This is a genomic window from Paenibacillus sp. FSL R10-2734 (assembly GCF_037963865.1).
Lineage (GTDB): Bacteria > Bacillota > Bacilli > Paenibacillales > Paenibacillaceae > Paenibacillus_AQ.
The window spans coordinates 5348656-5369903 of sequence record NZ_CP150170.1 but is presented as its reverse complement, the minus strand read 5'-3'; the positions used below and the strand labels follow the sequence as shown (position 1 = coordinate 5369903).

Annotated in this window: 18 protein-coding genes; 15 read left to right on the top strand and 3 right to left on the bottom strand. The window is 47.3% G+C overall.

Features of this window, described 5'->3' with window-relative positions; translation table 11 throughout:
• Positions 1 to 41: 41 nt before the first annotated feature.
• From NSS67_RS23530 to NSS67_RS23500, 7 genes are all read left to right on the top strand, one after another.
• Positions 42 to 1787 carry a histidine kinase gene (locus NSS67_RS23530; protein ID WP_339316049.1) on the top strand — a complete coding sequence of 582 codons (1746 nt, stop codon included), beginning with the start codon at positions 42 to 44 and terminating at the stop codon, positions 1785 to 1787.
• The gene (locus NSS67_RS23525) at positions 1768 to 3369 is read left to right on the top strand and encodes a helix-turn-helix domain-containing protein (protein WP_339316048.1); all 1602 of its coding nucleotides are present in this window, start codon (positions 1768 to 1770) and stop codon (positions 3367 to 3369) included. Before NSS67_RS23530 ends, NSS67_RS23525 begins: the two co-directional genes overlap by 20 nt.
• A 105-nt stretch (positions 3370 to 3474) precedes the next feature.
• Positions 3475 to 4827 (top strand): FAD-dependent oxidoreductase, encoded by a 1353-nt coding sequence (locus tag NSS67_RS23520; protein ID WP_339316046.1) that lies wholly within the window; start codon positions 3475 to 3477, stop codon positions 4825 to 4827.
• Positions 4828 to 4850: 23 nt separating this feature from the next.
• Positions 4851 to 6947: a family 16 glycoside hydrolase gene (locus NSS67_RS23515; RefSeq protein WP_339316045.1), complete on the top strand. Its 2097-nt coding sequence runs from the start codon at positions 4851 to 4853 to the stop codon at positions 6945 to 6947.
• Between the two features lie 165 nt (positions 6948 to 7112).
• Positions 7113 to 7364 carry a hypothetical protein gene (locus NSS67_RS23510; RefSeq protein ID WP_339316044.1) on the top strand — a complete coding sequence of 84 codons (252 nt, stop codon included), beginning with the start codon at positions 7113 to 7115 and terminating at the stop codon, positions 7362 to 7364.
• A 125-nt stretch (positions 7365 to 7489) separates the two neighbouring features.
• Positions 7490 to 7792 carry a heme biosynthesis protein HemY gene (locus NSS67_RS23505; protein WP_042126263.1) on the top strand — a complete coding sequence of 101 codons (303 nt, stop codon included), beginning with the start codon at positions 7490 to 7492 and terminating at the stop codon, positions 7790 to 7792.
• A 41-nt stretch (positions 7793 to 7833) separates the two neighbouring features.
• On the top strand, positions 7834 to 8073 hold the full coding sequence (locus NSS67_RS23500) for a DUF1450 domain-containing protein (protein ID WP_313640463.1): 240 nt from the start codon (positions 7834 to 7836) through the stop codon (positions 8071 to 8073).
• A gap of 263 nt (positions 8074 to 8336) precedes the next feature.
• Here the strand turns inward: NSS67_RS23500 and NSS67_RS23495 are convergent, their stop codons facing one another.
• Together NSS67_RS23495 and NSS67_RS23490 are read right to left on the bottom strand one after the other, a co-directional pair.
• Positions 8337 to 10355: an LTA synthase family protein gene (locus NSS67_RS23495; RefSeq protein WP_339316043.1), complete on the bottom strand. Its 2019-nt coding sequence runs from the start codon at positions 10353 to 10355 to the stop codon at positions 8337 to 8339.
• 82 nt (positions 10356 to 10437) lie between these two features.
• Positions 10438 to 11577, bottom strand: coding sequence for a class I SAM-dependent RNA methyltransferase (locus tag NSS67_RS23490; protein ID WP_042126269.1), 1140 nt, complete (start codon positions 11575 to 11577; stop codon positions 10438 to 10440).
• Positions 11578 to 11775: 198 nt separating this feature from the next.
• On the opposite strand from NSS67_RS23490, the gene NSS67_RS23485 reads away from it, so the two are divergent.
• Positions 11776 to 12405, top strand: a complete 630-nt coding sequence (locus tag NSS67_RS23485; RefSeq protein ID WP_339316042.1) for an O-methyltransferase — start codon at positions 11776 to 11778, stop codon at positions 12403 to 12405.
• A 4-nt stretch (positions 12406 to 12409) separates the two neighbouring features.
• Here the strand turns inward: NSS67_RS23485 and NSS67_RS23480 are convergent, their stop codons facing one another.
• Entirely contained in the window at positions 12410 to 13630 is a 1221-nt protein-coding gene (locus NSS67_RS23480; RefSeq protein WP_339316041.1) for an MFS transporter, read from the bottom strand.
• Positions 13631 to 13960: 330 nt separating this feature from the next.
• Between NSS67_RS23480 and hemE the strand changes: the two genes are divergently transcribed.
• From hemE to NSS67_RS23445, 7 genes are all read left to right on the top strand, one after another.
• A complete protein-coding gene (gene hemE / locus NSS67_RS23475; protein WP_339316040.1) occupies positions 13961 to 15022 on the top strand; it encodes a uroporphyrinogen decarboxylase in 1062 nt (353 codons plus the stop codon).
• Positions 15023 to 15057: 35 nt separating this feature from the next.
• Positions 15058 to 16014 carry a ferrochelatase gene (hemH, locus tag NSS67_RS23470; protein WP_339316038.1) on the top strand — a complete coding sequence of 319 codons (957 nt, stop codon included), beginning with the start codon at positions 15058 to 15060 and terminating at the stop codon, positions 16012 to 16014.
• Positions 16011 to 17432 (top strand): protoporphyrinogen oxidase, encoded by a 1422-nt coding sequence (gene hemG / locus NSS67_RS23465; protein WP_339316037.1) that lies wholly within the window; start codon positions 16011 to 16013, stop codon positions 17430 to 17432. The genes hemH and hemG overlap by 4 nt, the downstream gene beginning before the upstream one ends.
• Before the next feature lie 173 nt (positions 17433 to 17605).
• Positions 17606 to 19000: a CapA family protein gene (locus tag NSS67_RS23460; RefSeq protein ID WP_339316036.1), complete on the top strand. Its 1395-nt coding sequence runs from the start codon at positions 17606 to 17608 to the stop codon at positions 18998 to 19000.
• A gap of 18 nt (positions 19001 to 19018) precedes the next feature.
• Positions 19019 to 19753 (top strand): glycerophosphodiester phosphodiesterase family protein, encoded by a 735-nt coding sequence (locus tag NSS67_RS23455; RefSeq protein WP_339316035.1) that lies wholly within the window; start codon positions 19019 to 19021, stop codon positions 19751 to 19753.
• 35 nt (positions 19754 to 19788) lie between these two features.
• Complete coding sequence (locus NSS67_RS23450) at positions 19789 to 20412, top strand: fumarylacetoacetate hydrolase family protein (protein ID WP_339320680.1); 624 nt, start codon at positions 19789 to 19791, stop codon at positions 20410 to 20412.
• 23 nt (positions 20413 to 20435) lie between these two features.
• Positions 20436 to 21239: a DUF92 domain-containing protein gene (locus NSS67_RS23445; RefSeq protein WP_339320679.1), complete on the top strand. Its 804-nt coding sequence runs from the start codon at positions 20436 to 20438 to the stop codon at positions 21237 to 21239.
• The last annotated feature ends 9 nt before the right edge of the window (positions 21240 to 21248 follow it).

Genomic DNA, 21248 nt, shown 5'->3' with positions numbered 1-21248 from the left:
AGGGACGTTGATTCTAAATTACAGGATAAGGTGGACACATCATGAAATGGTTAAGCCGTTTTTCTTTCCATCGTAGACTGCAGTTCACGTTCCTGATCCTGATCCTGCTGCCTTTTATTGTGGTTACCTTCTGGTCATATACCTCCGTAAGGGATAATGTGAGTGATAAAATTGCACGTTCCAATGAGGAGACGTTGAAGGTCATCGCCAATCAGATCGAAAAAACAGTAGACAGCATCTCGTTTGTCTCGGTCTATTTCTCCGAGGCATATGATCCAGCAGTGCTGGAAAGCCTGCGCTACTTAAAAACCGCCGCGGATTTCGAGAACTATGGAGTGTACACCCACTACAATAAACTGAAATCTGCGGCTAATATATTGTCCGTTCAATCATTGGATGCAGATCTGCAGATTATGCTGGTCAACCGTGAGAATAGGATTCTTATCGGCAATCAGAATAGTCCGACCTTCGCCGAAGTGCCGAAACAACTTCTGCAAGAAAGCGGTAAGCTGAATGATCAGGAAAAGATATCATTGCAATGGTTTCCTTACGGTAGTGACACCGCTGCTCCGGATTATTATTATGCTGTGCGATTTATTAGTGATCCGCTTAATAAACAAAAGCTGGCGACACTATACGTTGGAATACCGAGTCATTATTTTCGTAACCTGCTGGATACGGGCAATAACGCCAACATTCTCTCACTGGCTGATCAGAAGGGAAGAAGTATCGCATTCATGGGTGAAACTGATCCAGCGAAGAAGGGGCCTTTCCTAGTTAGCGAGGTTCGCATTCCGAAGGTAGGATGGCTGCTGACCAGTATGACGCCGCGTAACTCTATCGACGGTCATATTTACCGGGAGTTTCTGGTCTCGATTTCGATTGTCGGCTTGTTCTTTTTGGCGTTTCTAATTCTGTCTATGCTCTGGGCCGGTTATATTAATAAGCCGATCAGCCTGCTGCGTTCAAGCGTCAAGCAATATGTAGGAGGCAACCGCTCTGTGCGGATACCTGTCAAAGGCAAGGATGAGGTGGCGGTATTATCCAGCGCCTTCAATCAGATGCTAGATGATATGAATCAGCTCTTGATTCAGGTAGAGAGTGAGCAGGAGGAGAAAAGGCGGCTAGAGCTTCAGGCGCTGGCGGCGCAAATCCGGCCTCATTTTCTGTTGAATACCCTCAACTCTATTAAAGTGGATTTGCTGCTAAGTGGTGACGAGAACCATGGTTCGATGATTGATGCGCTAATGAAGCTGCTACGCGTGTATGTTCATGTTGACAAGCCGCTTGAGCTGGCTGAGGAATGCAAGGTGCTTGGAAGCTACGTGCAGGTGATGCAGATCCGCAACCGACTCGATATCGATTTTGAATGCGTGCTGGATGAGAAGGTGGGAGCTGTTATGCTACCAAGGTTGCTCCTGCAGCCTATTGTAGAGAATGCCATCAGTCACGGCTTCTCCGCACGTCCGGCGAATCCAGCTATTCGGCTCGAAGCGTCGTTTGAACAGGATATGCTGAGGATCAGCATCAGCGATAATGGCCGCGGGATGCCAGACGATAAGCTTCAGCGCCTCAACCGCCGCCTACAAGGAACTGAAGATGAGACCCTTTGGCCAGAAAAAGGTGTTGGACTGGTTAACACGGCGCGTCGGCTGCAGGTACTCTACGGTTACAGGGCACGGCTGACGGCGCAAGCACGAACAGATGAAGGTATGACTTTTATACTGCATATTCCTGTAACAAGTGAGAAGGAGGTGGTTCCCCTTGATGAGTCTGATGCTGATTGATGATGATGTCCCAATGCTGGAATATGTAGAATATTTGTTGGGATCAATGGAGCTGGACCTGAAGCTTGTGGCCTCCGCTTTCAGCAGTGAGGACGCGCTGGAGCAGTTTCATGCTGTTCTACCAGACCTCGTCATTATTGATATTGGTCTGCCGGGTATGGATGGACTGGAGCTCGCGGATGCCTTCCGCATTACAAAGCCGGAGGTACGACTAATATTCCTGACCTGCTATGAGGATTTTCATTACTCAAAGCGGGCTATCCAACTTGAGGCAGATGACTATCTCATCAAGGATGAATTATCACCTGAACAGCTTAAGAGCAGTCTATGTAAAGCGATCAGTCGCTTTCGTAGCCGAAAAGAATTGCTGGAGCGGTATTCCTTCCGCCAGGCTATTGAGCGCAATAAGGAAGTGCTGAAGCAAAGCTTCCTGAAGCAACTTCTGTCCGGTACGGCAGATAAGGAGAACACGCTGGAGTTTGGTGAACGCCTAGGTATCTCATGGAAGCTCCCCTATCTTCGTCATGGTTTTCTTCATATTGACGCCGCATCGGTAACCGAGCGTTACCGTTACAAGGATATACCCTTGATTCATTTTGCTGTGAACAATATTGCGCTGGAATTATCCGCTGGGGAAGCTACCATTACCCCAATTATGGGTAGGGACGCCGATATTTATCTGCTCTGGAACGTCGCGGAACAGGGCTTCCGTGGAAATGGGCTGGCTGATTTTATGCAGTCTATGCTAGAAAAGGTGGAGCAGTACTTGAAGATTACCCTGCGGGGTTTCTATTCAGAGACTTCGGCTCCGATCCGGAATTTTGATACCTTGCATAAGACACTCATAGAATACCGTGATCATAGCTTCTATTCTGCGGTTACGTCGGTTTCTGTACTAGAAGAACATACAGATTTCGGGCAGACAGCCGAATGGCGTGGAGATAAGGAACGCGGGATGCTGTCACTGGCGCTCGAGGATCATAACGCCGCCTGGATAGATCTGGCGATCAATCAATGGACGCAGCAGGTATCAGCAGATAAGGTGCTGCCCCGTCTAGTGAAGGAAGCTTGCGGAAATTTTGTCCGCCAGATGGCTTTTGAAGCCGGAGGACTTGCCGAGGAAGATTACTTCACCCAGTTGGAGCAGACCGTTCATATTCAGGAGGCTGCCCGCTTAACTAAGCGGGAGCTAAGGAATCTGTGGAGACAGCACACGCTAGCTCCTGCAGCTGCTGAAGAGAAAGACATCCGACTTCAGGCCGTTGATTGCTTCTTAGAGGAGCATGTCGACCAAATGGTAACATCGATAGACATGGCTGAGCATCTGCACCTGAATGCAAGCTATTTCTCGAGATACTTCAAGAAGCTTTCCGGCATTAACTTCACCGATTATGTGAATCAATACAAAATGAACATGGCTATCACAATGCTGGCGCGCCCGCATGAAACGGTTGAGAATGTGGCTTATACACTCGGCTTCTCTGACCGGGCCTATTTCTCCAAAGTATTCAAGAAATACAGCGGAAGAAACCCCAGTGAATATAAAGCTCAACCGTCTGAAGATAGCAACGATGTGGAATAAGAAGTCAAAACTTTTCACCGGAACAGGCAATCAGGTTACACGCTCTGCAGACTACTCCTTCTTTATAATGGAAAGGGACTAAGCATGCATTAAGGAGGAAAAAAGATGAGTGTAACTACGTTTAAATTACCTGCGGAAGAAATTAAGATTTCGCATGAAGTAGATGTGCTAGTTGCGGGCGGTGGGCCTGCAGGTGTGGCGGCTGCTATTTCAGCCGCCAGAGCTGGAGCACGGACGCTGCTGATCGAGCAGCGTGGTTTCCTTGGCGGCATGGGCACCGTTGCCCTTGTGCCGGCCTTCTGTCCATACAGCGACGGAGAGAAGGCTGTTGTGCGCGGCATCGGTCTTCAGCTGCTCGAACGAATGAAAGAGGAATGTGAACCGGAATTCCGGGAGCGCTTCGGTTCCGAACTGGACTGGGTGCCCATTGACCCTGAAGTGCTTAAGCGCGTATATGACGAGGCTGTAGCAGACAGCGGGGCAGAGGTGCTACTGCATACCATTGCAAGCCAGACCGTAATGGATAGGGCGGGGCGCAAGGTCGAAGGCGTAGTTATCGTCAACAAATCCGGCCGGAGCCTAATTAAGGCTAAGACGGTGATCGATACGACTGGCGATGCTGATCTGGCCGCCTTGGCAGGCGCACCGTTTCATAAAGGCGGGGAAGCAGGCGAGCTTCAAGCTGCTACCATGTGTTATCTGCTGGCAAATGTGGACCGCAAGCGTTTTCTGGATTATCTGAATGAAAGCGGTGACACCGAGCAAATTCATCAGGCGGTTCAGCAAGCCCAAGCGGACGGGAAACTACCGCAGGGCCGGGATTCGGTCTCGGGTCTCTCCTGGGTCGCCGATTATCTGGTCGGCGTGAACTTTGGCCATGTGTTCGGCATCGACGGCTCTAAAGCTGAGGATTTGACCCGAGGTGCTATAGAAGGACGCAAGCTGGTCCGTCGCCAACTGGAATTCTTCCGGGCGTATGTTCCCGGATTTGAACATGCCCATCTAGTCTCTACTGGAGAGCAGATCGGTATCCGCGAGACTCGGCGGATTGAAGGCGATTATATTTTATCGCAAGATGATTTCATGAATATGGTGTCATTCCCGGATGATATTGCCCGCAATAGTTATTTCATCGATATCCATATGGCGCGCAGTAGCGGGGCGATGCATATTCACCATCTCCCGCCCGGCAAATCTCACGGTGTGCCATACCGCTGCATGCTGCCGGTTAGCCTCGATAATCTGTGGGTGGCAGGACGTGCTGCCTCCTCGGACCGCGTTGTGCAAGGCTCGCTGCGTGTAATGCCCAACTGTTTTGCGATGGGGCAGGCGGCAGGCATGGCGGCAGCTCTGGCCGCCGAAACGGATAGCCAGAGTCGAAAGGTAGATATCACTAAGCTTCAGCGCGAGCTGGTTCAGCAGGGTGCTTGGCTCGGTGAGGCATTTGCTACACTCTAACTAATTACAGGAGAGTGATTAGAATGACGAGAAAAGTCAAGCCAGGCAGGATGCCCTTATTGGGGATTATCGTATTTATGTTGTTCAGTCTCATATCAGGAATTTCAATTCCTGTTGCAGGGGCAACAGGAACCTCTTATTATGTTGATTCTGCTTTGGGCAACGACAGTAATTCTGGCACCAGTGAGGCTGCAGCTTGGAAGACGCTGGGCAAAGTGAACAGCGTCACATTCAGCCCTGGAGACCGAATTTTACTGAAGGCTAGCAGTGTGTGGAATAACCAATATCTTGATCTTCAGGGTTCAGGCATTGAGGGGAATCCGATTACGGTGGACCGCTACGGGAGCGGAGCCAAACCGCTGATTCATTTCGGTAACTCTGCTGTTAATGGTGAAGGCTTCGGGGTCAGATTGCGCAATGTCTCATATTGGGAAATCAATAATCTGGAGATTACGAGCGGGCAGCATGCAACAGACATGAGAAGAAGCGGAGTTCTGGTCGTCGGTGAAGGATCAGGAGCGGGTAACTTCCGGCATATCTATATCCGGAATCTCGACATCCATGATATCTTTGGCACGGACCGCAGAACAGGCGGCATTAATTTTCATGCCCGAGGGGCTAATACAGCACTGGAAAGTACCTGGGATGATGTACTGATTGAGAATAATACGGTTACCAACGTGGCTGATACGGGGATTCAGACGATGACGGATGCATTTTTCAACAGTGCCTGGACTCATAAATTCGACGCCTTCCGCAATGTGGTTATCAGGGGCAATGTAGTGGAGAAGATTCACCGGGACGGCATTCTGGTCAGAGCCGGCGCATCGCCGCTGATTGAATACAACAAAACAAAATCTATCGGGGAAGCTTGTGCTGTAGATACTTCTGTGGTCAGTTATCTTGAAGATATTACAGTTGTCGCGGCACAATGGGCCTATTATACAAAAGGCGCGGTATTCCAATACAATGAGGCTTCCGATACGCGGATGCTGGGGGGAGACGGTCAGCCGTGGGACTTCGATATCGAGGTGCACGACAGCATCTACCAATACAATTTCAGCCATGACAATGAGGGCGGTACGCTGCTCGTCATGAACAACACGAACAATAATATTTTTCGCTACAATATCAGCCAGAATGATCAGGACGCGAACGGGGTGTTCCATTTAGTAAACGGTGGGGGAAACCTCTATATCTACAATAACATTATCTACCGTACAGGAACGCAATATAAAGCACTGACCCATGCCAGTAATACAGGAATGGCTTATTATACGAACAATATCTTTTATAACGGCGCTAGTGGACAATATACGAACAGCCCCAGAATGACGTATGACCACAATAGCTTCTACGGGCTAAATTCAAGTGTTCCCAGCGATCCTAACAAAATTGTCGGCAATCCTGGATTCGTTAGTCCTGGCACAGCAACAGGTCGCGATTCTGCAGACGGTTATAAGCTGGCGCTTTCATCTCCACTAATCAATGCTGGTGTGGCAGTTGCGGCTAATGGGGGATTGGACTACTACGGAAATCCACTTTATAATGGCGTGCCTGATATTGGGGTATTCGAGTTCGAGGGTACGATTACGCCACCGATTACATTGTTCCAGGATGATTTCGAGGATAACAATTACAGTGGCTGGACGACTTCCGGTGGGGCATGGAGTGTGGTGGATGACGGCAGCAAGACGTTGTCACAAGCTTCAGCGTCAGGGGAAGCGCTAGCATACAGTGGTGATGCTTCCTGGAGAGACTACACGTATTCAGCTAGGATAAAGTTGTTGAATGCTTATGCCAACGCGGGTCTGCTGTTTCGTTACGCAGATGCCTCGAATTATTACATGTTCAGACTGAATGATTCAGGCGACAAGGCGGAGTTGTTCAAAAAAACAGCTGGTACGCTCACAATGGTAAGCAGTGCCAATGTTACTGTTACACCTGGCCAGTGGTCTGATCTGAAGGTGACTGTCAGCGGCAATAAGATTACAGCGTTTGTCGGCGGCAGCCAACTGATGGAGTGGACCGATACGGCGGTGCAGCCGGCCGGAGGGGAAATCGGCATTCGGATGCATTCCAGTACTGCGCGGATCGATGACGTTAAGGTTACCGAGTAAGAGATTTCGGGGCGAACCGAGCAAATTTAAGTTAAAAAATGAAACGAAGTCTGCAAAATTTACGTAAGATAACAGCAAAGGGTACGGCCGCAATCCTTTTAAAAGGTGCTCAGCGGCTGTACCCTTTTTGAATTTAATAAGCAAATGAAGCAGGGAGGTCTACACATGAAATTCAGAAAATTGTTGTCTTTAAAACAATGGTCTCATATATTCCGCAGTTCTTGGCAATATATCATTTCGCCGAACGTCGCTATGGTAGATAAGCTGTTGTTCACCATTCCCGCGCTACTCTACTGGGTGCTTCCCGATTTCATGCCGTTTATACCGATTGATGACATCGGAGTGACAATGCTGCTTATGGGCTGGTTCGTGTCACGGATGGGGCGGAAATACCCGGCACTTCAGTCCGGAAGATGAGGTAGTGAAGAGCGGTCTGGCTCGGATTGTGTGTCTAATTTGCTAATATAGTTGCTTTTAGATGTCAATTACCTTTAAAATAGGTAATTGAGTATTTAATTTAAGTACTAGGAGATGGATGATAGATGAAGGTCAAAATTACCCGCAATGCGGCTAAAGTGATAAAGAAACAAATGGAACTTGAAGGAAACAGTGAGTTGAAGCTTCGCGTAGCAATTACGCATGCTCACGGTGATCATGCTCACTACGGACTGGATTTGGACACGCCTAATGAGAATGATGTTGTAGTCTCGACAGATAAGGAAATCGATGTTATTCTTGATCCGAATCAACCGCTCCTTGATGGTGTGGTCGTTGATTATTTGTATCTTCCCGAAGAAGGTTTTGTCATTACTAATCCGTCTAAAGGTAATCACGGCGATCACTAATCGTTCGCCTGTAAATTTCGAACATAAAGAAGGGTTGCTCCATGGCTAACGAAATACAAGTGTGCGATGAATGTAATTTCATGAAATTGAAGAGTATTATACCCAAACTGCAAAAGATGGCGCCTGATGCAGAGATCAAGGTCGGCTGTAAGTCGTACTGCGGTCCATGTGGCAAACGGGCCTTTGTTTATGTTAATGGTCGTTATGTGAGTGCTCCAACAGAGGAAGAAGTGTTGAAGAAGGCAGAAGCTTTTATCAAACAACCGGCCGTTCAGAAATAATGCATAGGTCTTATCCATCAACTTTAAAAGCCCTAAACCCGTGTTGATCACGGAGTTTAGGGCTTTTTTGTTTTTTTTTAGAAAATTATCCATAGAGAAAAAATGTGGATGTGTCCTAGTGATGGCGGAATATCGATCAATGAGCAAAAAGAGGGGGATAAATGCCCCAGAATTGGCGGAATATCGATCATTGAGCAGAAAGAGGGGCATAAATGCCCCAGAATTGCGACCGCGCTCGCTCAGCCAGCTAAAGCCAGCCAGAGTTAAGGCGCGGAACTCTCCTTCCTGAGACTCTTGATTCCATCGTATTTCATGATATCGTCTGAGATTTGCAGTCGTTGCTTGCTTGTCTCGAACCCAGTGCTGCATTCCGCTACGTCAATAGCTTCACGGCTGTCGAGACTATAGCAGGTACCGCTGTCGAACTGTCCGTTTTCACTTGGGAGGTAGGAACGTTTCGCATCGGCGAAGGCGCCGGTTCGCAGGGTTACAAGTCGCTCACGCCCGCTGAACAGATCATTACCCATGAAATAATAAGGATCACGGGAGATCCCCAGAAGATGAAGTAAGGAAGGGGTAAGATCCAATTGACCAGCCGGATTAGAATCAACGACCGAGGCGTTAGTACCCGGCAGATGAATGAGCAATGGAACTTGATGCATGATTTGATGCATGTCGAGCTTGCTTAGGCTTTTGCCAAGAAATTGTTCGTAATAAGAGGTCTCTTGGATGGAGTTATCATGATCTCCATAGAACGCAAGAATCGTGTTATCCCACAGCCCACGCTGCTTCATATCACTCACCAATTCTCCCAAAGCTTCATCCGTATAGTGAACAGCCTGCAAATAATCTCCGAAGATGGTACCTTTAAATTCGCCGGTATCCAGCCCTTGCTTAGCCGCAGGGAGAGAATAAGGATGATGGCTAGATAATGTAGTCAAAAAAGAGTAGAAGGGCTTCTGGATCGATTCAGCAGTATCCATAATGTTCATGGACTGCCGCAGAAAAGATTTATCTCCTAGTGACCAGCCTAAGGGCTCATCGATCGTGTAGTCTTTTTTACTATAGAAATGGTCATACCCCATCGCCTTATACATGAGCTGTCGATTCCAGAAGCTTCCCTCATATGCATGAAAGGCATTGGTGCTGTAGCCCTTTGACTTCAAAATGGCAGGTAGTGTGTCAAACTGATGATCCGGGTAGCGGACAAATATCGAGCCGGAGACCAGCGGATACAGTGAACCATTCGAGGCAAAATCAGCATCGGAGGTTCGTCCTTGTGAAGTCTGATGATAGTAATTACTGAAGTAAATGTTCTCTTTGATCAGCGCGTTCAGATTAGGTGTGATCTCTTGTCCGTTTATCGAATGTCCCACTACAAAATTCATAAAAGCTTCGGCTTGAATCACAACGAGGTTGCTTCCGCTGTATTTCCCAAAGCTGTCGTTCAGGGCACTTTGCTCAGCATTGTGCTCATTGAACCAGAGCTTCATGGAGCTGGCTTCCTTTTGAGAAAGCTCAGGCTGCGGGCCTAGATGATCCTTGGCATACAAGTAAACATCATAGCCGTGGAAGCCGATAAGTCCTGTTACGTTATACATCGCCAAGCTCCACCAGTTACCAGTGAATAAATCCTTGGCCCAGGTAGTGGCGTAAGAGTGGATAGGGCCAAAGGTTAGAACACAGCCCAATACCAATGCAATGATTCCATTAGCACTCCGTCTCAGCATTCTCATCAGATGTGAAGAGGGGCGGGAATGACCTGTATGAGCATAATAGGAAGGCTGTCGACTACTGTAGGTGGGGTTGTTCCGGCGAAATAAGACTACACAAATGGTGTATACCAGAAATAGAAGCCAGTCAGCGAACAAGTAGAGATCGGAAGGACGAAGCAGTGCAAAGATACTACCGCCAAGCGCATCCATCTGTCCTGCTTGTAACAGAACGGGAACTGTGATGAAATCCTGAAAGTAACGATAGTAGACAATATCAGAATAAATAAGTACTGTCAGGAGCAGGTTTATGATTGACAGGGCTATGGTTTGTCCGCGTCGGGGGAGCCATAGTACCCAAAAAGACAACAGCATCACTGAACCTAGAGCAATGAGCTTGTCAAGACGGTTCATATCAATATTTGGGGCATGTAGCCCACTATGAAGAAACATAAGCTTGGCGAGCATAATGCAAAGAAAAAGGATATAACCGATATAACGGGAGCGGACAATCATTATAATTCTACCTGCTACTGATGGGCTGCTCCAAGTAGATGGATATCGTGACACGTTTAAAGCCTCCTAGCGCGTAAATGATTCTGTAATAAGAAACGGACACCGTCCTCCAATCGAGGTAGATGTCCGTTCTTAATTATTTCGGATTTCTAGGTGGAAGTGGACCCAAGTATTGATAATATTGACACTCAATACGTCCGTTATACAGCTTGCGACGCTTGTCCGCTTTACGGCCGTAATATTGTTCGAATTCCTTATATGGGCTAATCGCAAAGAATGACCAAGTCGGTAGATACAGCATCATTTCACCAAACTGGCGAGTCAGCTTCTCAACCTCTTTGTCATTACTGATCCGTTCACCATATGGTGGGTTGGTGATGATACAGCCATATTCACCTTGAGGTCTAGCTTTGGCGGCGGCCATCACTGTGAAGGTGATTTCACCAGACAGACCGGCACTTTTAGCAGCGGCTTCAGCAATTTCTATGGCGGCAGGATCGATATCAGTTCCGGTTAGCTGCAATGGATAATCATCTCGCACGGCATCGAAGGCTTCTTCGCGAGCTTCTTCCCACAGATACTTAGGAATGACTGGCCAATGTTCCGAAGGGAAGGAACGACGTAGACCCGGTGCGATGTTCCAAGCGATCATAGCGGCTTCGATCAACAGTGTTCCCGAACCACAGCATGGATCATATAGCGGTCGGTGGCCATTCCAGCGGCTAAGCTGAATTAGCGCAGCAGCCATCGTTTCCTTCAGTGGAGCCTCTGTTGCTTGTCTGCGGTATCCACGTTTGTGTAGAGCAGGCCCAGTAGTGTCTAGCGTAATGAGCGCGATATCGTTTAACAAAATTACTTCGATAACATATCGAGGTCCGTTCTCTGGGAACCAGTCCGTATGATAGGAAAGCTTCAGCTTCTCGACGATAGCTTTTTTGACAATCCCTTGGCAAGCGGGTACACTCGTTAGTTGTGATTTATGGGATCGTCCTTCTACCGGAAACTCTCCATTCTCAGGAATCCAGTCTTCCCAAGGTAGGGCTTTAACACCCTCGAATAGCTCGTCAAAAGTTTTGGCGGGGAATTGGCCCATTTTAACTAATACGCGGTCGGATGTGCGCAGCCACAAATTACAGCGACAGATGTCGATGTAATCACCGCTGAACAATACTCGTCCGTTCTCTACCGTGGTCTCATAACCCAGTTCGTTTAATTCGCGCGCTACTACAGCTTCTAATCCCATTGGGGCAGTAGCGATTAATTGTAATTTGCTCAAATGCTCTCAACTCCGTTTAACTTGTAGATAAATACGAAAAGCCAGTACAATAAGAAAAGCCAATACCATAAGAAAAGCATCCATACAAGTATAGGGGAATGTGGGACACTTCACAATGCCCGTCATTCCATAAACCATAAAATGTTCCCCGTCATCCCTTAATTCGAGAAAACGGGGGATAATTAAAGGAGAATCTTTATGCTTACCCAAGAAGAATACAGTGAACAACTTTATACCGAGGACGAAATTCTGCTTCAAGTAAAAGAAGCGATTGTCCAAGCAGGTATGCCGCCGGTGTCTGTCGAGCCGGGGTACGGAAGATTGCTCACTATGCTTGTTAGACTGTCCCGCTCCACACGTCTTTTGGAGATTGGCGCACTCGGCGGCTACAGCGGGATTTGCTTATCTCGCGGATTTGCTGCAGGTGGTCAGTTGACCTCACTAGAGCTAAGGGCCGATTATGCCGAGCTTGCTCGCCGTAATCTAGAGCTGGCCGGATTCGGAGATTCTACGGAGTATAAAATCGGTCCTGCAATGGACAGCCTGAAGGCACTCGAAGCAGAGGGCGCTAAGTTCGATTTCTTTTTCATTGACGCAGATAAGATGAATTACCCTAACTACTTGGAATATGCCATCAAGCTGGCTAACCCAGGAGCGATTATTGCTGGTGATAATATCTTTCTCCGCGGACGGACTCTAAATACAGATCGAAATGGGCCTGCCATTCTGGCTGTACGGCATTTCAATGAAATGATCGCCACCGATGAGCGTCTTATCAGCACTTGTCTGCCAGCTTATGATGGATTGGCGCTGGCTATGGTGAAATAGGTTGTTAGCGAAATGATCGCGGCGGAGTTGCTTTATATAGCTTGAGCCGGACCCATATGGTATTTACTAGCAGTAAACTGCCTGAAATGATGAACAGTCCTTCAATCCCAATATAACCAGATAGAAAGCCGCCTAAAATAGCTCCCAGCATATTGCCTAGTGCCAGTGTGCTGCTGTTGAAGCCGAATGCGCGGCTTTCTTTTCCGTCAGGAGTATAGGAACGGATAAGCGCATTAACACTAGGTAGCAGTCCGCCCATGAAGACTCCCATGAGGAAGCGGACTATAATTAGCTGCCAGACACTGGTTACGAAGGCCTGCGGAATCAGGAACAGAGAAGCTCCGATTAACGCGTAGGTCAGAATGCGATGTGCGCCAACTTTGTCACTCAGCTTTCCGAGTAAGGGGGAAGCCAGCATATTAGAGATCCCCGTAACTGCACTGACCATTCCGGCTAAGAAGGCTATATTCGCAGCAGGGCCATTTAACTTTGCTACATAAAGTGGCAGTAAGGCCATCGGGCTAATCATTGCAAATTGCAGCAGAAAAGTTACACCGAACAATGCTGGAAGCTGAGGAATCTTGATTAGCTCCTTCAAGCCTTCAAGTACCGAAATCTGTGGCTCCTGAGCGGCTTCTGCGCGGTCGAATTTTTCTTTAACGAGAAATAATGCCAGCAGTGAGGCGATAAAGAGCAAGGCTCCAACGACATAAAAGATCGGACGAAATCCGATTAAATCGGCAAGTAAACCACCAATAAGTGGTCCTAAAATTGTGCCCGCTACAGACCCTGATTGCATTAATCCCATTGAGAAACCCATACGTTCTTTGGGTGTGGTACTTGAGACTAGTGCGATGGAGGCGGGGTTGAAACCGGAAATTGTTCCGTTCAATAAACGAAGTAAGAGTAGCTGCATAGGAGATTGTGCGAAGCCCATCAACACCATGACGATAGCCATACCAAAGCTGGAGCGTAGGAGCATGATTTTACGTCCATATTTGTCAGCAAGCTTCCCCCATAGTGGCTGGAAAATGAAAGAAGTTAAGAAGTTTGCGGCAAAAATAAGACCCGCCCAAATTCCGATTTCGTGCTCACCCTGAACTCCAAGATCTTTAGCAAGATACAAGGTCAGGAATGGTGTAATCATAGTCATTCCAGCATTTACCAAGAATTGTCCGAACCAAAGCACTAAGAGGTTGACCTTCCATGTCTCCCATTTCTTCAAAGTGCTTTCACATCCTTTCAAAGAATTTCAGAAAATACATGATTATCGGAAAAAATGACATTTTATCAGTATATCATTTTTAAAGGTTCAAAAGTGCAACACATGTCATAGTAATGTCATAGGATTGTCATTCCAACATCTTCGATTTGCTTGTTACAACCTTTTAAAAAGGGCATAATAGTAAGTATGTCGATCAAGAATAAACGCCATCGGCGTCCATATCAGGACGGTAAGCGTTTAAACGAGAAATATAAGGATAATGTATAAAGTGAAACTTATACTTTCTTATATTTTCAAAAAAATCTTATAAAATATAATGGAGATCTTATCATGACCTACAATGACACTTTTATCCGCGCCTGCAGAAAGCAGGATACGGAGCACGTTCCCGTATGGTACATGCGGCAGGCCGGCCGTTATGATCCCGAGTACCGTAAAATCAAGGAAAAGTATTCACTGCTTGAAATCTGCAAACAGCCTGAGTTGGCGGCGGAAGTAACCTTGATGCCTGTGCGCAAGCTGGGTGTGGATGCGGCCATTTTGTATTCTGATATTATGAACCCGGTCGCTTCTATCGGTGTGAAATTTGATATCGTTAAAGATATCGGTCCTGTGATTGAGAATCCGATTCGCTCTGCGGCAGATGTCGAGAGACTGAGACCTATTGATGTTGAAGGGGATCTCGGACATATTTTGGAGACGATTGCAATTCTGGATAAGGAGCTGGACGTGCCCTTGATTACTTTTGCAGGAGCACCGTTTACCATTGCCAGCTATCTGATCGAAGGCAGACCTTCTAAAGGATATATCCGCACTAAAGAGCTAATGTACAGTGAACCCCGTGTCTGGGAAATGCTGATGGACAAGCTCGGCGATATGATTATAACGTACCTCCGCAGTCACGTACGCAGTGGTGGGAAAGCGTTTCAATTGTTCGACAGCTGGGTGGGTGCTCTTGCGCCACGTGATTTTGAGAAGTACGTGTTACCGACGGTTGCTCGTATTTTTTCCGAATTATCTGATCTTGATGTTCCGAAAATATACTTTCCTGGCGTAAGCTCTGGAGAATTGCTACCGAGTCTTACGAAGCTTCAAGCAGATGTAATCGGGGTGGACTGGCGCGTAAGCTTGACTGAAGGTCGACGCAGAACGGGCGGGAAATTTGCGATTCAAGGAAACCTGGATCCATATTTACTTACAGCGCCGATGGACGTCTTGAAAGAGCACGCGAAAGAGCTGATCGATGAAGGAGTACGGGAGCCAGGTTATATCTTTAATCTGGGTCATGGATTATTCCCGGAGGCTTCATTAGAGAAGCTTAGAGAATTGACCGAATACATTCACGAATATTCACAGGAAGTATTGAAAGAATCAGCGAAGCTGCGTTCTTAGTGATAGCCTAATAAATCTTAAAGGGGATGGAATCCGTGACAGCAAAAATAGGTGTTCTCGTCATGTCGTATGGCACTCCTAAAAGCTTAGAAGACGTTGAAGCATATTACACACATATTCGGCGTGGCAATCCGCCTACAGCGGAGCAACTTAAAGAACTAACAGATCGCTACGAGGCGATAGTCGGAGGTGTATTCCCGCTACGGGAGAACACAGACCGTCAAGTAGAAGCATTACAGGCTGCTCTAAACGCAGATAAAGCTGGGGCGGATGTTGAATTTGTCTGCTATCAAGGATTGAAGCATGCCTACCCATTTATTGAGGACGGCGTGGAGGCGATGGCGAAGGATGGCATTACCCAAGCGATTGGTGTTGTACTTGCCCCTCACTATTCAAGCATGAGCGTGGGAGGCTACATCAAACGTGCTCAGGAAAAGGCTGATGCATGTAACATTGACATGGGTTTTGTAGAGAGCTACCATATGCATCCAGTATTGATCGATGTTCTAAGCCGAAGAGTAACAGCGAAACTGGATCAATATATCGAAGCAGGCGCTACTCGCGATGAGATACGGGTATTATTTAGCGCTCATAGTCTTCCGGAGCGTATTCTGTCTATGGGTGATCCATATAAAGATCAGCTACTGGAGACCTCAAAGGCTATTGCGGATCAAGTGGGGATAGCTAACTGGCAGTTTACATGGCAAAGCGCAGGACGTACGGCCGAACCATGGCTTGGACCGGATATCTTGGATACACTTCAGCAGCTTAGCAAGGAACAGGTTGAATATGTTCTAGTAGCGCCAATCGGGTTCGTATCCGATCATTTGGAAGTGCTGTACGACCTCGATATCGAGGCAACAGCCGTAGCTTCAGAGCTTGATATGCGTCTAATGCGGATTGAATCCTTGAACAGCGATCCTGCGTACATGTCTGTATTGAGCGATGTCGTTCGTACAAGACTGAATCAAATGGCGGCCGGTCAGTCATGACTGGTCCCTCTAGGCGAATTGTAATCATAGGCGGTGGGCTGAGTGGACTCAGCGCCGCCTTTTACATTCGTAAATACTATAAAGAAGCTGGCATAAAACCTGATATTGTACTGCTGGAGAAAGACAAGACACTCGGCGGGAAAATCGAAACATTGCACCGGGATGGATTTGTGATTGATAAAGGTCCGGATTCATTTTTAGCTAGTAAAACAGAGATGGTCGATCTGGCTAAGGAATTGGAGCTGGATCACGAACTGGTGACCACAAATCCAAAGGCGATGAAGACCTATGTATTGCAGCGTGATAAGCTACATCCTATGCCTTCTGGTCTTGTGCTTGGAATCCCTACTGAACTCAAGCCATTTTTATCAAGTGGACTGATTTCATTTGGTGGCAAAGCACGCGCGCTGATGGATTTTATTCTTCCTCGCCAGCGTAGTGATGGAGATGAATCCCTTGGCCAGCTGATTGAGCGTCGATTAGGTACTGAAGTGATGGAGAATTTGACCGAACCGCTATTAGCCGGTATGTATGCGGGAAATATTCACAACATCAGCCTACAGGCTACCTTTCCGCAATTTAGAGAAGTAGAACGGAAGTATGGTAGTCTTATTCGTGGTATCACTGCAGAGCAGAAGTCAAATAAGACAGATTCAAGCACAAAGAGCAGCACTTTACTGACATTTCAAAAAGGGCTACAAAGTCTGGTACATGGCTTGATTCATGAGCTACATGATGTAGAACAGCGAACTGAAGCAGCCGTAGTCTCTATACATGCTACAGTAAATACATCTGCTCGTTATGAACTAGAGCTGGAAAACGGTGAACGACTGCTTGCAGATGAAATATACATCACTACACCAAATTCTTTTGCCGCCGAACTTCTGCGTCCGTATGTGGATGTTTCAGCGCTTGATGCAGTAAATTATGTTTCGGTTGCGAACCTAGTCATGGCCTTCAACAAGAAGGATATCGAAATGGATGATGATGGATCAGGTTTTCTTGTGCCACGTAAGGAAGGACGCAATATTACCGCTTGCACGTGGACGTCCACGAAGTGGCCGCATACGAGTCCAGATGATAAAGTGCTTATGCGCTGTCATGTTGGCCGTTCAGGAGATGAGCAGAATGTTCAGCTTCCGGATGAGGCACTTACGGAGCTAGTAGATAAGGATTTGCGAGAGATCATGGGCATTACAGCGAAACCTATATTCACGGAAATTACTCGTTCGGAACATTCGGTGCCACAGTATCCTGTGGGACATCTCAGTAATCTTTCTAAATTCCATAGGGAACTTGAGACAACACTTCCTGGGGTATATGTCTTTGGAGCTGGATATGATGGGGTGGCAATGCCCGATTGTGTTAAGCAGGCTAAACATACAGCACAAAGCGCTGCTAAGCGTTTAACGAATTGATGTAGTGGAGTTCTGATAATATAAAATGAACGGTGAAGCGAAGATTATTTTGCTTCACCGTTTTTGTTTAAATATTACATAATACTATAGTAACCGACTCTCTTATTTGGAGGGACAGGTGCTAGGTATGCTATAATAGAACCAATTTGAGAGTAGAGGAGATCATAGAATCAATGTATCCGCCGCGATCACGTTCTAGACAGAAGAACAAGCATAAGAGCAAACGTAAGCGCAGAACGGCCTGGATTTGGATCAATGCAGGTCTTCTTCTGATGATTACTGTGGCGCTCAGCTATAGCTTTATGTATGACAAATTCAAGGGAAGTTCTGAGCCGCCTCCGGTGGCGCAGGTCACAGCTTCACCTACACCTACACCGGATATTACTTCTCAGGAGACAGCACCTATAGTAACTGAAACGCCTGAAGCCACGGAGTCTCCAGTCCCTTCTCCTACGGTAGCCCCAGAGGCCACACCTACACCGGAGCCAGAGAGTGAAGAAACGATTGAAACAAAGGCACCTGAAGCAACTGCAACGCCTTCGACGAATGAAGGTAGCTCCCAAGTCGCAGACGGTGGTTCAGTGTCTGGACTTCCATCAGATGATCAGGCTACTGGCAATACAGTGACTTTGAATTTTGGTGGAGATGTTATTTTTTCTGGTAAAGCCGGGGAACTTCTTGAGAAGAAGGGCTACGATTATTCGTATGCCGCACTGAATGGAATGTTCAAGAAGGATGACCTTACGGTCGTGAATCTGGAGACCCCTGTGACAACAGGTGGGGTAGGCGCGGCCAACAAGCAATATGTATTCAAAGGCTCGCCGAAGGCGTTAGATGCTCTTAAGGCAGCCGGAGTGGATGCTGTAAATATGGCAAACAATCATACGCTGGATCAAGGGGAGGAAGGTCTGCGAGACACTCTTAGCCATCTCTCGGAAAGAGGCATTCCTTATGTTGGTGCTGGACTCAACAGTAAAGAAGCATTCTCGGCGCAATATTTTGAGCGTAAAGGGATTAAGATCGCCTTGCTAGGGTTCACACGTGTAATCCCTGCCACTGATTGGATGGCCTTAAAGAATAAACCGGGACTTGCTTCCGTATACGATAGTAGAGAAGGACTTAAAGCGATAGCTGCAGCCAAACAAAAAGCCGATTTAGTTGTCGTAGTTGTCCATTGGGGCAAGGAACGGGTAGAACAATTTGATAATATCCAGCAGTCACTTGGACGTAGCTTTGTCGATGCGGGAGCTGATCTTGTCATTGGCGGTCACCCACATGTGTTGCAAGGTGTGGAGCCATACAAAGGGAAGTGGATCGCATACAGCACTGGTAATTTTATTTTTACGAGATCCACGGTACCAGCCACTTGGGAAACTGCTGTTTTTCAGGCGGAATGTAGTAAAAAAGGTCAATGTTCATTACAGCTGAAGCCTATGACTGCTGAGTTAGCTCAGCCCGTGCCGATGAACGAGGTGAATGGACAGCTTTTGCTGAAAAAAGTTGAAGGCTTATCTGCTGGTCGAGTAAAGATTGACAGTGACGGTAAAGTCACTCAAGTTACGAAATAGGGTTTCTGGGAGGTCCTTATGATGAACAATTTATGTGTTGCCCATCGGGGATTTTCCGGTAAAGCTCCGGAGAATACATTAGCAGCGATTCGGATGGCTATAGCCATGCCATTTGTGCAATGGATTGAAATGGATGTCCAGCTCACTAAAGACGGTGTTCCTGTAGTCATTCATGACTTTACGCTGGACCGAACGACCAATGGTCATGGTAAGGTCAAGAACATGGATTGGGAACATATCCGGCGTCTCGATGCAGGTAGCTGGAAAGGGCGTTCTTTTCGGGGAGAGCGGGTGCCTTCTTTAGAAGAGGTGCTGACACTAGCCTCTGGTAGACTACGTTTAAATATTGAACTGAAGACAGTGGGCGATATGTATCCTGGCATCGAAAAGAAGGTGACGGATCTTATTTCCTCCAAGGGCATGCGGGACGACGTGATCTTGACCTCTTTTGACACAGATGTGTTGAAAAAAATTAAGGAATTAGACCCCCGCTTTCGCACAGGCTTGATCTTTGATTCAAGGTTTGGTAATCCTGCTCGAAGGCTGCTTGAACTGGAGTGCTCTCTTCTATCGATTAGCTTTTCACGACTGAATCCGAGATTGGTTACGCTTCTGACTGAGCAAGGTGTGAAGATAATGGCTTGGACCGTGAACAAAGGGAAAGAGATGCGTCGCTTAGCAGATATGCATTCTGATATAATGATTTGTACAAACCGTCCGGATATCTGGGGCGATACATTTCTAAAAATATAACAATCCAATTCGATGGGAAAGAGAGCTGATTGTCTGTGTGCGCTGCTGTTAATAATTTATATTGTGTTGGAAGGAACTACAGGCTACATGCGGAGGAATTGGGAAATAAAGTCCCCGTGGAGCCACTCATTTTTTTGAAGCCTTCACATGCGGCGGTTTCTCTCGATAAAGCAGTCATTCAGCTTCCAAAGGATTCAGGTCAGGTTCATTATGAAGGGGAGCTTGTGCTACGTATTGCGCGTGATTATGTACCGGGTATGAGCGTGGAGGATCTGGTGGATGTTATGGCCCTGGGACTGGATTTCACACTGCGTGATGTGCATAATGATCTGCAGAAGAAAGGCCTGCCTTGGACACCAGCTAAAGGCTTTAAGAACGCTGCGCCACTCACACCTTACATTGCGTTTCCAGACAAGGAAGAGCTGGAGGGAACAGATTTCACGGTTTTGAAAAATGGTATTGAAGTTCAGCGTGGTAATGTAAAAAATATGATTTTTTCGCTCCAAAAAATTGTCGATTTTATCGCTGCGCGTTACGGGCTGGGTAAAGATGATGTTATATTCACTGGAACACCAGCAGGCGTAGGTCCTACCGTATCAGGAGATTCGTTTGAATTGTATTGGGGTGACAAGCTGATGGGGACTTGCCTGATCGGCTAAAAACAGCTGTTGGAGATGAATCTATGCTATGGATTATTGGCGCCCTTGGCGCTTTGCTTGTTGCGGGAGCGGCTTATAGGAAGCAATCCTTAAGCCTCTCCGGCATGCTTGCCGCGGTAGCGATGGGGACCATTTATTTTGGTGCTGGAAATGCCTTTTGGTTTGGAATATTGTTGATTTTTTTCATCTCTTCAAGCTTTCTGTCAAAGCTTCATCATGATAATAAGGCGGAGCTTGAGCTTACCTATGCCAAGACAGGTCGCCGAGATGCTGGGCAGGTCTTTGCTAATGGTGGGTTCGGTATGGTTTTCGTTCTATTGAACGCGATTGTTCCGATGGAGCTTTGGGAATTTTTATTTATCGGCGTTATGGCAACGGTAACCTCTGATACATGGGCTACGGAGATTGGTACACTCAGCAAGAAGCCACCTCGGTCTGTCCTGACAGGTAAAATACTTCCAGCAGGTGCCTCGGGTGGCGTGTCCAGCCTTGGTACGCTGGCCGCTGCCGCAGGAGGCGCACTTATTGGTGCATCTTCATGGCTGCTGCGAATGATATCCGGCATGCCGGATCAATCCTTCGTGCTGCTTACATTGGCTGGACTCGCTGGAGGACTTGCGGGTGCGTTCACGGATTCTATTCTAGGGGCAACGGTGCAGCAGATGAACCGCTGCACCGTATGCGGCCGTGAAGTGGAAGGTACACACCACTGCGGGAATAAGGTTGTATACGCGCGTGGCTGGAAGTGGATGAGCAATGATGCAGTCAATGCTATCAGCTCTATCGTCGGAGGGGCTGTTGCCTTACTGCTTGGCATGATGATTTAAAGGAGGAAC